Genomic DNA, 10067 nt, shown 5'->3' with positions numbered 1-10067 from the left:
GCGATGACCTTCGAGTATTCCTCGAACGTCAGGTCAGCGATTTCCTTCAGCAGGACGATGCCGGCGTTATTGACCAGCACGCTGACGGGACCGAACGCCGCCTCGGTCTGGGCGACCACGCGATCCCAGTCTGCGGGGTTCGACACATCATGCTGGATGAACAGGGCGTTCTCGCCCAGCTCGGCGGCCAGTTCCTCGCCCAGTTCGACCCGGACGTCGGTGAAGGCGACCTTTGCGCCCTCCTTGATGAAGGCGCGAACGTGCGACGCGCCCTGCCCGCGCGATCCGCCCGTCACGATCGCCACCTTGCCTTCTAGTCTTCCGGTCATGGTCTTCTCCTGCCCCTGCGGATGAGCGCGTCGAGGCGTCTGAAATCAGGTTCACAATCGTCCGTCTGCCGTGATGGCCGGGAGCCTGTTCGTCAGGTGGACAACGTCAACATGAGAAGCGAAGTTGACGTTGTCAACACAGCCCGGCATGGTGCCGTTCATGGCTTCATCACGGTTTGACGATCTGTTGTCGGCGGCGGCAGAACTGCTGGACAGCGCAGGGTCTGCGGCGGTGACGCTTCGTGATGTGGCGGCCGCCGTGGGCGTGTCGCACAACGCCCCCTATCGGCATTTCTCCAGCAAGCAGGACATTCTGGAGGCCCTGATCGCGCGCGAAATCGTGACCATGTGCAAGACAGCCGAAAGCGCCGAGACGCCCCTGAGCGTTCAGGCCCTGACGCTGGTTTTCGCCAACTGGGCGCTGACGCGAACCGAACGTTTCCGCCTATTGATCCAGCAATGGCCGCATGGAGAGCGTGATGATCTGCGTCAGGCGATGCAGCGCTGGGATATTCTCTACACTCGCGCCACGCAGGCCGATCAACAGGCTGGCGCCCTGCCCTCTGGCGACCCGCAGCGTCTCAGCTATCTGATCCGCTCGACCACGCTGGGATCAATCCAGCATTATCTGGCGGCAGGACGCACGGACGTGCCTGAACCAGCACAGATCATCGGCGACCTGTTTCATCACCTTGGTCGAAGCGCGCAGGCATAAACCACTTCCATCGCGTGAAACTTGGAGCATAACGAGCGGATGCAGACCCCCGCCGTCCTCTCCGTCGATCTTAACGCCCTGGCGCGCAACTACCATACACTGGAGGCCGTCACCGGCGTGCCGGTGCATCCCGTGGTCAAGGCGGACGGCTATGGACTGGGCGCCGCGCCGTGCGCCAAACGGCTGATGGCCGAAGGGGCGCGGACCTTTTTCGTGGCGCGCGCGGCTGAGGGATTGGCGCTGCGGACGGCGCTGGGAGCAGAGCCGACCATCTATGTGCTGGACGGTTGTCACGGCGGGATCGCGAGCGCGCTGAAAGCCGCGAATGTGCGCCCCGTCCTGAACCAGCCCGCACAGATGGCGGCCTGGGCGGCGGCAGGCGGCGGAGCCTGCGGATTACAGATCGACACAGGCATGAACCGCATCGGCTTCCGCCCCGAAGACGCGCCCGAAGCGTTCGAAGGTCTGGAACTGGTGCTGACCCATCTGGCCTGCGCCGACGAACCGGCCAATCCGATGAACTGGCGCCAGCACGACCTGTTTGCGAGCACGGTCGAACGCTATCCGGGCGTGATCCGGTCGTTCGCCAACTCCAGCGGCTGTTTCCTGGGACGGGACTTCCAGTTCGACACGGCGCGGCCCGGCGTCGCCCTGTTCGGCGGCGGACCTGAAGGCAAGACGGACGACCGCGTCGCCCCGGTGGCGACCCTGCTGGCTGACGTGCTGCAGGTACGGGAGGTTCCAGTGGGCGAAAGCGTCGGCTACGGACGCGGCTTCATCGCTGACCGGCCTGTGCGGGTGGCGACGGTGGCGACGGGCTATGCCGATGGCGTGATGCGATCCTATAGCCCGCGCGGCGAGGTCTGGATTGCAGGAGAAACCCGACCGCTGTTGGGCCGGGTTTCCATGGATGTCTGCGCCGTCGATGTGACCGGACTGGATGTCTCGGTCGGCGACAAGATCGAACTGTTCGGTTCGAACAGGCCGATAGATGCGGCAGCGGCGGCGGCCGGGACCATCAGCTATGAGCTGCTGACCTCGATCACCACGCGCGTGCCGCGGGTCTATTCTCAGTAACCGCTGGTGCTGAGGGCAGCCACACCGGCCGTCGACAGGACGAAGATTGCGGCGACGGCGCCGACGATGGCGCCCATGACCACACCCAGCACGATGCCGGCCAGCAGGATCACGACGTAGTAGATGACCTTCTTGTCTTCCGGCACCTTCATCAGGACCGGCAGGCCAAGGAACAGCAGGACCAGGCTGTAGATCGCGCCGATTAGAGCGATCAGACTACCAGCGACCGGGATCAGGTTGGCGATGCCCGCAATCCAGGCGGCCGTATAGGCATAGACAGCCAGTTTCTGAGCCTGGACCGGATTAGGCGTGGCGCCGAAGCTGGACGCCAGCGCATTGATAATGATGCCCAGGATGAAGACACCCGCCAGCCCCAGCACATAGGACAGGATCGCCAGGATCAGTGCGCCGACGATGCCTTGGTGCAGGAAGACCAGGCTGGCGATCAGGGTGGCGATCGGAGCGATCGCCGCCAGGATCATGGCGTAGCCCGTATAGAGGCTCTTGGTCGTGGCGAACTCACGATCAATGATCTGCCACTCGGCCTTGGGCTGAAGCAGAATGCCCTTTACGCGAGCGACGAGTGCCGGGTTTACGGCGGGTTGCGACGAGTCGGACATAGGTAGGGAAGGCCTCTGTGACAGTGTGCGATATTGAATATTGACGTTACGTCGCCCGCATAAGCAAGCCTTGGTGCGACAGCCTCTCAATACCTGGCCATAGCGAAGGTTGCGTGTACGTCCGAGAGTGGCGTGGATAAACGGCAAACGCCGTCAGATAGGCGGTCGAATCGACCGGTCTGCTAAGGAAACCCATGGCTCGCGATTCCGCCCTCTATGTCTGTCAGTCCTGCGGCACGGTTCACGGCAAGTGGTCGGGGCAATGCTCGTCCTGCGGCCAGTGGAACACCTTAAGCGAAGAGAGCAAATCCGCCCCGCCAGGCGCCATCAAGCCATCGACGTCCGCTTCGGCGCGGGGTCGCGGCATCCAGTTCGAGACGTTGCAATCCGACACGCCCGAGCCGCCGCGCATCACAACGGGCGTCGCCGAGTTCGACCGCGTCTGCGGCGGCGGCGTGGTACCGGGATCGGCCATCCTGCTCAGCGGCGATCCCGGCGTGGGCAAGTCCACCCTGCTGCTGGAGGTGGCGGCCAAGGCGGCGCTGCGCGGTTCGCGCGTGGCCTATATCTCGGGCGAAGAGGCGATTGAGCAGATCCGGGCGCGGGCCAAGCGGATGGGACTGGCCGATGCACCGGTCAATCTGGCGGCGGCGACAGCGCTACGCGACATCCTGGGCACGCTGAAACGCGACAAGTTCGACATCGTCATCATCGATTCCGTTCAGACCCTGTGGTCGGACGTGCATGACAGCGGCCCCGGCTCCATCACCCAGGTGCGCGCCTGTGCGGGCGAACTGGTGCGGCTGGCCAAGAGCGACGGCCCGGCCATCGTTCTGGTCGGACACGTGACCAAGGATGGTCAGGTCGCGGGCCCTCGCGTGGTCGAACACCTGGTCGACGCCGTCATGACCTTTGAGGGTGAGCGCGGCTATCCGTTCCGCATCCTGCGCGCCGGCAAGAACCGTTTCGGCGCCACCGATGAGATCGGCGTGTTCGAAATGGGCGACAGCGGCCTGCGCGAAGTGGCCAATCCGTCCGCCCTGTTCCTGGGCGAAGGCAAGGAGCGCGCGCCGGGCGCCGCCGTCTTCGCCGGGATCGAAGGCTCACGCCCCGTGCTGGTTGAGATGCAGGCGCTGGTGTCCAAATCGGCCTATGGCACGCCGCGCCGGGCGGTCATCGGCTGGGAGACAGGACGTCTGGCCATGGTGCTGGCCGTGCTGGAGGCGCGCTGCGGCTTCGGCTTCGGCGATCAGGACGTCTATCTGAACGTAGCGGGTGGTTTGCGCATCAACGAACCCGCAGCGGATCTGGCGGCGGCGGCGGCCCTGATCAGTTCCGCGACCGGCGTCTCCCTGCCACAGGGCTGTGTCGTCTTCGGCGAAATCGGCCTGTCAGGCGAGGTCCGCAGCGTGGGCCGGGCCGAGGCGCGCCTGCGTGAGGCGCAAAAGCTGGGCTTTGATCAGGTGCTTGGTCCGACGCTTCAGGCCAAGACCAAGGGGATCAAGGTCACGTCGGCGACCCGCCTGACAGATGTGGTCGAACGAATCTCACAAAACCGCTACTAGCAGTCACGCAACAACCGCCCAGGCCAACGTGAACGGCTACGACGTCTTCATCATCATCGTCCTGCTGTTCTCAGCCGCCGCCGGGTGGCTGCGCGGGGGCGTGCGCGAAGTCATCACCCTGCTCAGCGCGGCGCTGGCGGCGCTGGTCGCCCTGATCACCCTGCCGTGGACAGCGATTCCCGGTCGGGCGCTGGTCAACCCGGACTGGGCCGGGACCATCCTTGCGGCGGTCGTCACCTTCTTCGTCATCTATTTCGGCCTGCGCCTGATCGGGTCGATGATTTCCAAGAGCGCGCAGAACAATCCGGCGCTGGGTTTTGCCGACCGGATGTTCGGCCTGCTAGTCGGAAGCGTCCGCGCGGTCCTGCTGGTCGGCGCAGTCCATCTGGTGATCGTTGCGGCCTTGCCAGGCGAGCAGACTCCACGCTGGCTGTCGCAAGCGACCCTCTACAAGGTCAGCGCTACGGGCGCCCGCGCCATCCAGATCATCCTGCCCGGCATCGGCAAAGGCGCCGATGCCATCACCCCTGTGGTCGATTCCTCGGTACGCAGAGGGTTTTCGGACGACGAAGCCTTGCCCCCGACGCAATCCAAGACTAACTCGCGCCGCGAAGCCGCCCATTAAGTTTCCCCCGGTCATCGGAGCCCTACGATGCGCCATCATATCGCTGATCCCGTTGTCCACCGCGAACACTGGCGTGAGCCAGAGGATGACCAACTCCGACTTGAGTGCGGCGTCTGCGGCGTCTGGGGCGCCGACGAGGACGAAGGCTCGGCCATCGTCGCGCTGGGCCTGCACGCCCTGCAGCATCGCGGACAGGAAGCCTGCGGCATCGCCAGCATCAAGGACGAGCGTTTCTACACCGAGCGCCATCAGGGTCTGGTGGGCGAGGCCTTCGGCGGCGCTGACCTGCCCAAACGGATGCCGGGCAATGCGGCCGTCGGCCATACGCGCTACTCCACCGCTGGCGGCAGCTTCCTGCGCAACATCCAGCCGATGTTCGCCGATCTGGATCAGGGCGGCATCGCCCTGGCGCACAACGGCAACCTGACCAACTTCAAATTCCTGCACAATCAACTGGTCAGTGAAGGCGCGATCTTCCAGTCGACGTCCGACTCGGAAGTGATCCTTCACCTGATCGCCCGCAGCCGTAAGGCCAAGATCGTCGACCGCTTCATCGACGCCCTGGCGCGGATCGAGGGCGGCTACGCCCTGGTGGCCCAGACCCGTTACAAGATGATCGGCGCGCGCGACCCGCTGGGCATCCGCCCGCTGGTGCTGGGCCAGATCGGCGAGGCCTGGGTGCTGGCGTCCGAGACCTGCGCTCTGGACATGATGGGCGCCACCTTCGTGCGCGATGTCGAACATGGCGAAGTCGTCGTCATCGACAAGAACGGCCTGCGCTCGTTGAAGCCCTTCCCCGCCCGCGCCGCCCGCCCCTGCCTGTTCGAGTACGTCTATTTCTCGCGCCCGGATTCGGTCGTGAACGGCCGCTCGGTCTATGAGGTCCGCAAGGAGATGGGCCGAGGTCTGGCCCGCGAACTGGGCGTCGAGGCCGACATCGTCGTGCCGGTGCCGGACTCAGGCGTTCCGGCGGCGCTGGGCTATGCTCAGGAAAGCGGCATTCCCTACGAAATGGGCATCATCCGCAGCCACTATCTGGGCCGCACCTTCATCCAGCCCAGCCAGGGCGCCCGTCAGAAGGGCGTGCGCATGAAGCACAGCCCCAACAAGGCGGCGCTGGACGGCAAGCGTGTGGTCCTGATCGACGATTCCATCGTGCGCGGCACCACCTCGGTCAAGCTGGTCCGCGCCGTGCGCGCGGCGGGCGCCAAGGAGGTTCACCTGCGTTCGGCCAGCCCGCAGATCCTGTTCCCCGACTTCTACGGCATCGACATGCCGGAACGGGCGCAACTGCTGGCCGCCAACAAGACGCTGGAGGAAATGCGCGAGATGCTGGAAGTCGATTCGCTGGGCTTCCTGTCCATCGACGGCCTGTATCGCGCCATGGGTGAAACCGGCCGCGACAACGCCAATCCCCAGTTCACCGACCACTATTTCACCGGCGACTACCCCACCCGCCTGCTGGATCGCGAGATCGAGGAAGGCGGCCGGGAGTTCGGCGCCAAGCAGCTTTCGCTGCTGGTCAGCGCATAAAGCGAACCTGACGCACGCGCGGCGCTTGGCCTTACGGTCAAGGCCGCGCTATCAGGCCCCATGTCCGATCTTCCTCTGAACGACCGTATCGCCCTTGTCGTCGGCGCCTCGCGCGGCATCGGCTATGAAAGCGCGCTGGCGCTGGCCAAGGCTGGCGCCCACGTCGTCGCCACCGCCCGCACGCAAGGCGGTCTGGAAGAACTGGACGACGCCATCTTCGCCGCCACGGGCCGCCACGCGACGCTGATTCCGTTCGATCTGGTGGACGGCGGCGCCATCGACCGGCTGGGCGGGGCGATCTTCGAACGGTTCAAGAAGCTGGACATCTGGGTCCATGCGGCCGCCACCATGGGGCCGTCGGGTCTTACACCCGTGTCCCACGCCGACCCCCGCGAGTTCGCCAAGATCGAGAAGACCAACTTCACCGCAGTTTACCGCCTGATCCGGTCGCTGGAGCCGCTGCTGCGCGCATCAGACGCCGGACGCGCCGTTCACTTCACCACCAGCGTGGCCGCGAACCCGCGCGCCTTCTGGGGCATGTACGCCGCGACCAAGGCGGGCGCTGAAGCTCTGGTTAAGGCCTGGGCCGACGAGATCGAAAGCACCCCTGTCCGCGCCTGTATTGTCGATCCGGGCCGGATGCGCACCGCCATGCGCGCCCAAGCCTATCCGGGCGAAGATCCATCCGTCCTGCCCCACCCGTCAGAGATCGGCCCTCTGGTCGTCGATCTGGCCCGCCCCAATGCGACGCCGCCCCTGACGATCAAGTTCCAGGAATGGAAGTCCGGCCCCTCGATCGAAGCCCTGATCTAAGGATTTCATCCCTGCCCGCCGCCATTCGTCCCCGGATGATGGTGACGAGGAGCAGACACAGGCACGGCGGGGTCCATGACCTTGTTCTCATCCTTTTTGATCGTCCACATCGTGACCGGGCTTTGCGCCGTTCTGGTCGGCGTCATGCCCATCGTCACCCGCAAGGGCGGACGCGCCCACAGGCGCTGGGGCCGGGTGTTCGCGGTCCTGATGACCACCCTGCTGATCTGCGCCTGGGTGATGACGGCGCTGCGTTTCAACACCTATTTCCTGGCCCTGTCGGCGACCGCCTCGATCAGCCTGTTCTCCGGCGTCAGGGTGCTGGGGCGAAAGCGGCCGGACCTGCGCGCTTCGGATCGTGCGCAGGCGCTGGATTGGGCCGCCACCCTGGGGGTGATCGTGGTCGGTCTGTGGGTGCTGGCCCTGCTGGCGACAGGACGCTCACACGGCCCCACGACGGTGTCCGCCGCCCTGGCCTTCAGCGCCCTGACCATGGGGGCGTGGGACGTGTGGCGGTTCAGTGCGCCGAAATCCTGGCCCTTTTCACCCGAACTCTGGACCTATGAGCATCTGGCGAAGATGCTGGGCGCCTATTCTGCGGTATTGAGCGCCTTCTCCGGCAACTTCCTGACCGCCCTGCCCGCCCCGTGGAGCCAGCTCTGGCCGACCGTCCTGTTCCAATGCCTGATCGTCGCCTGGATCGCGACATTGCTGGTCCGCAAGCGTCGTTCCCGTTTGTGCGCCGCTTAAGGCGAGCACCGGTTGGTGCAGTCATCGGCCTGTTCACCGCCTACAGCTATGTCGCGACGGTGCTCAGCGTGGGCTGGTATCTGCGGCGGGGGTCACCTGATCTGTCGGTCGCGACCTCCCTGACGTGGGCCGCCCTGTCCTATGCGCCGTGGCTGGTCGTGGCGGGCCTGACGTGGGTGGTGATCCGACGGTTTGGCGCAGGCTGGGGCGCGACAGGCGTTCTTGCCGTCGCCATGCTGGTCGTTGTTCCCCTGATCGCCGCGCTCAACGCCCGCACAGACATGGGCTTCCTGAACCGGACGGATGCAGGCGGCGACTGGGTCGCGCGGATGATAGACCGCCTGCCGGTCGCCATCCTGCTCTATACCGCCGTCGTCGCCGTTGGTCTGGCCGCCGCCTACTGGCGCAGCGCCCGCGAGGCCCGCGACTGTATCGACACCCTGACCACGGCCCTGTCCGAAGCCCGCACGGTGGAGCAGGATCAGACCCAGCGCCTTCTGATCTCAACCGGGCGGACGCGAACCTCGGTGGCTGTCGGTGACATCGAATGGTTCGCCTCGGCCGGCAACTATGTCGTGGCCAACTGGGACGGCAAGGAAGGCCTGATCCGGGAAACCCTGCATGGCATGGAGGCCCGACTGGACCCACGCGTCTTCACCCGCAGCCATCGCTCCAGCCTGATCAACCTGGCCCGCGTCAGTCAGGTTCAGCCCCTGTCCGACGGCTCATGGCGGCTGACGATGAACAGCGGCGCCGAACTGGTCATCAGCCGCACCTATCGCGATGCAGTGCTGGAGAAGCTGGGACGGCCAGCGCCTTAGGGCAGATAGGCCAGAACCTTCAGCCAGCCCTGCGCCTGCCCTGCGTCGATCAGTTCAAACAGTGGGATGGCCAACAGGAAGACCAGACCATCGCGGATCGTGGTCAGGAAGAAGGACGGACGCACCGACAGTTCCGTCTCATCCCGCCACAGCGAGAAACGCGGCAGGAAGCGCGGCGTGCGCGCCCTATAGGCCTCATATTCCGCCCCGAACTGCGCGGTCAGCCACGCCTCTTCGCGCCGCACCGTCAGGAAGAACACGCCATAGGAGGCCAGCATGAACAGGGCCCCGATGGTCAGGCTGCCGCTCTGCGCACCCGCTCCAAAGGCCCCGAAGAAGCTGAACACATACAGCGGATTGCGGGTGATCGAATAAGGCCCGCGTGAGACGATCTCGGCCTTCTTGCGACCGCCGATATAGAGCGAGCACCAGGCCCGTCCGACGATGGCGAAGACCAGCGCCGCCAGCCCAACGGCCTCCACGCCCTCATGCATCCGGCTGCCCAGGCCGGTCGCCGACTGCGACACCAGCGTCAGCCCCGTCAGACCGATCAGCGCGGCCAGCACAGCCGCCTTGCGAACCTTCTGGACCGCCTGAAGATCAAAGCTCTGGATGGTCGTCATGCGGATGGTTTCCCTGACAGAATGTCGCAGGCGGCAAGCTCAGCCAGCCGAAGCGAAAATGCAATGCCTGTCAGTAAACGCACTCGGACTTTTCTTCGCAAAAATGCGATTGAAAATCAGTCTTTTGCCGAAAGCAGCCCATCCAGAATGTCCGACAAATCATCGGGCCAGATAATCTCTGATGACGCCCGAATATCAGCGGCGCTCCACCAGCAGTGTTCGCCCAGAACCGCGCGTTCCTCGTCCGTCCAACCTTCTGAAGACAGAGCGAAATCATTGGTGCGCAGCAGGAAGAACCGCTGATCCACCCGCGCCATCCGTCCGTCGGGCAGACGGAAACACTCGATGCGCTGGGCCACCTGCGGGCCGGGATCGTCGACCGTCAGGCCGGTTTCCTCGAACAGTTCGCGGCGGGCGGCGTCTTCATAGGTTTCGCCCGGATCACAACCGCCGCCGGGCGTCGCCCAGAAGGCGGTCCCGGCCAGCGGTCCGTCAGCATAGTCAAAGCGGAACAACAGCACCCGCCCCTGCCCGTCCACGATCAGCCAACGCGAGGTCGGCCGATCAGGCAGGACGGCGGGATCGGCGTCGCTCAT

12 protein-coding genes are annotated in these 10067 nt (G+C 65.2%); 8 read left to right on the top strand and 4 right to left on the bottom strand.

The genetic code is table 11. From position 1 onward, the window contains the following. Positions 1–329, bottom strand: a 329-nt coding sequence (locus QZ281_RS03510) for an SDR family NAD(P)-dependent oxidoreductase (RefSeq protein WP_292224914.1), incomplete at its 3' end; no start/stop codon positions are given. Between the two features lie 160 nt (positions 330–489). On the opposite strand from QZ281_RS03510, the gene QZ281_RS03505 reads away from it, so the two are divergent. Together QZ281_RS03505 and alr are read left to right on the top strand one after the other, a co-directional pair. Beyond that, positions 490–1044, top strand: coding sequence for a TetR/AcrR family transcriptional regulator (locus QZ281_RS03505; RefSeq protein ID WP_292224790.1), 555 nt, complete (start codon positions 490–492; stop codon positions 1042–1044). Between the two features lie 39 nt (positions 1045–1083). Further along, entirely contained in the window at positions 1084–2121 is a 1038-nt protein-coding gene (gene alr / locus QZ281_RS03500) for an alanine racemase (protein WP_292224787.1), read from the top strand. Here the strand turns inward: alr and QZ281_RS03495 are convergent. Then, positions 2115–2741: a Yip1 family protein gene (locus QZ281_RS03495; protein WP_292224784.1), complete on the bottom strand. Its 627-nt coding sequence runs from the start codon at positions 2739–2741 to the stop codon at positions 2115–2117. The genes alr and QZ281_RS03495 overlap by 7 nt on opposite strands. Positions 2742–2935: 194 nt before the next feature. On the opposite strand from QZ281_RS03495, the gene radA reads away from it, so the two are divergent. From radA to QZ281_RS03465, 6 genes are all read left to right on the top strand, one after another. Further along, on the top strand, positions 2936–4306 hold the full coding sequence (gene radA / locus QZ281_RS03490) for a DNA repair protein RadA (RefSeq protein ID WP_292224781.1): 1371 nt from the start codon (positions 2936–2938) through the stop codon (positions 4304–4306). Positions 4307–4334: 28 nt separating this feature from the next. Further along, positions 4335–4931 (top strand): CvpA family protein, encoded by a 597-nt coding sequence (locus QZ281_RS03485; protein ID WP_292224778.1) that lies wholly within the window; start codon positions 4335–4337, stop codon positions 4929–4931. A gap of 27 nt (positions 4932–4958) precedes the next feature. Next, a complete protein-coding gene (purF, locus tag QZ281_RS03480; protein WP_292224776.1) occupies positions 4959–6464 on the top strand; it encodes an amidophosphoribosyltransferase in 1506 nt (501 codons plus the stop codon). Between the two features lie 60 nt (positions 6465–6524). Continuing rightward, the gene (locus QZ281_RS03475; RefSeq protein ID WP_292224774.1) at positions 6525–7277 is read left to right on the top strand and encodes an SDR family NAD(P)-dependent oxidoreductase; all 753 of its coding nucleotides are present in this window, start codon (positions 6525–6527) and stop codon (positions 7275–7277) included. Between the two features lie 75 nt (positions 7278–7352). Then, a complete protein-coding gene (locus QZ281_RS03470) occupies positions 7353–8027 on the top strand; it encodes a hypothetical protein (protein WP_292224773.1) in 675 nt (224 codons plus the stop codon). Continuing rightward, positions 7958–8848 (top strand): LytTR family DNA-binding domain-containing protein, encoded by an 891-nt coding sequence (locus tag QZ281_RS03465; protein WP_292224771.1) that lies wholly within the window; start codon positions 7958–7960, stop codon positions 8846–8848. Before QZ281_RS03470 ends, QZ281_RS03465 begins: the two co-directional genes overlap by 70 nt. Here the strand turns inward: QZ281_RS03465 and QZ281_RS03460 are convergent. Together QZ281_RS03460 and QZ281_RS03455 are read right to left on the bottom strand one after the other, a co-directional pair. Further along, complete coding sequence (locus tag QZ281_RS03460; protein ID WP_292224769.1) at positions 8845–9471, bottom strand: isoprenylcysteine carboxylmethyltransferase family protein; 627 nt, start codon at positions 9469–9471, stop codon at positions 8845–8847. The genes QZ281_RS03465 and QZ281_RS03460 overlap by 4 nt on opposite strands. Positions 9472–9587: 116 nt before the next feature. Then, positions 9588–10067 carry an NUDIX domain-containing protein gene (locus tag QZ281_RS03455; RefSeq protein ID WP_292224766.1) on the bottom strand — a complete coding sequence of 160 codons (480 nt, stop codon included), beginning with the start codon at positions 10065–10067 and terminating at the stop codon, positions 9588–9590.

This window comes from Brevundimonas sp. (assembly GCF_018608325.1).
In the GTDB taxonomy this organism is placed as follows: domain Bacteria; phylum Pseudomonadota; class Alphaproteobacteria; order Caulobacterales; family Caulobacteraceae; genus Brevundimonas.
The sequence above is the reverse complement of the archived record's forward strand: the minus strand, read 5'-3'. Positions and strand labels throughout refer to the sequence as shown.

Coding starts and splice junctions, on each gene's coding strand:
- QZ281_RS03505 (WP_292224790.1), top strand. CDS start 490: ATGGCTTCATCACGGTTTGACGATCTGTTGTCGGCGGCGGCAGAACTG.
- QZ281_RS03470 (WP_292224773.1), top strand. CDS start 7,353: ATGACCTTGTTCTCATCCTTTTTGATCGTCCACATCGTGACCGGGCTT.
- QZ281_RS03460 (WP_292224769.1), bottom strand. CDS start 9,471: ATGACGACCATCCAGAGCTTTGATCTTCAGGCGGTCCAGAAGGTTCGC.
- QZ281_RS03465 (WP_292224771.1), top strand. CDS start 7,958: ATGCCTGATCGTCGCCTGGATCGCGACATTGCTGGTCCGCAAGCGTCG.
- QZ281_RS03455 (WP_292224766.1), bottom strand. CDS start 10,067: ATGAGCGACGCCGATCCCGCCGTCCTGCCTGATCGGCCGACCTCGCGT.
- QZ281_RS03495 (WP_292224784.1), bottom strand. CDS start 2,741: ATGTCCGACTCGTCGCAACCCGCCGTAAACCCGGCACTCGTCGCTCGC.
- purF (WP_292224776.1), top strand. CDS start 4,959: ATGCGCCATCATATCGCTGATCCCGTTGTCCACCGCGAACACTGGCGT.
- QZ281_RS03475 (WP_292224774.1), top strand. CDS start 6,525: ATGTCCGATCTTCCTCTGAACGACCGTATCGCCCTTGTCGTCGGCGCC.
- radA (WP_292224781.1), top strand. CDS start 2,936: ATGGCTCGCGATTCCGCCCTCTATGTCTGTCAGTCCTGCGGCACGGTT.
- alr (WP_292224787.1), top strand. CDS start 1,084: ATGCAGACCCCCGCCGTCCTCTCCGTCGATCTTAACGCCCTGGCGCGC.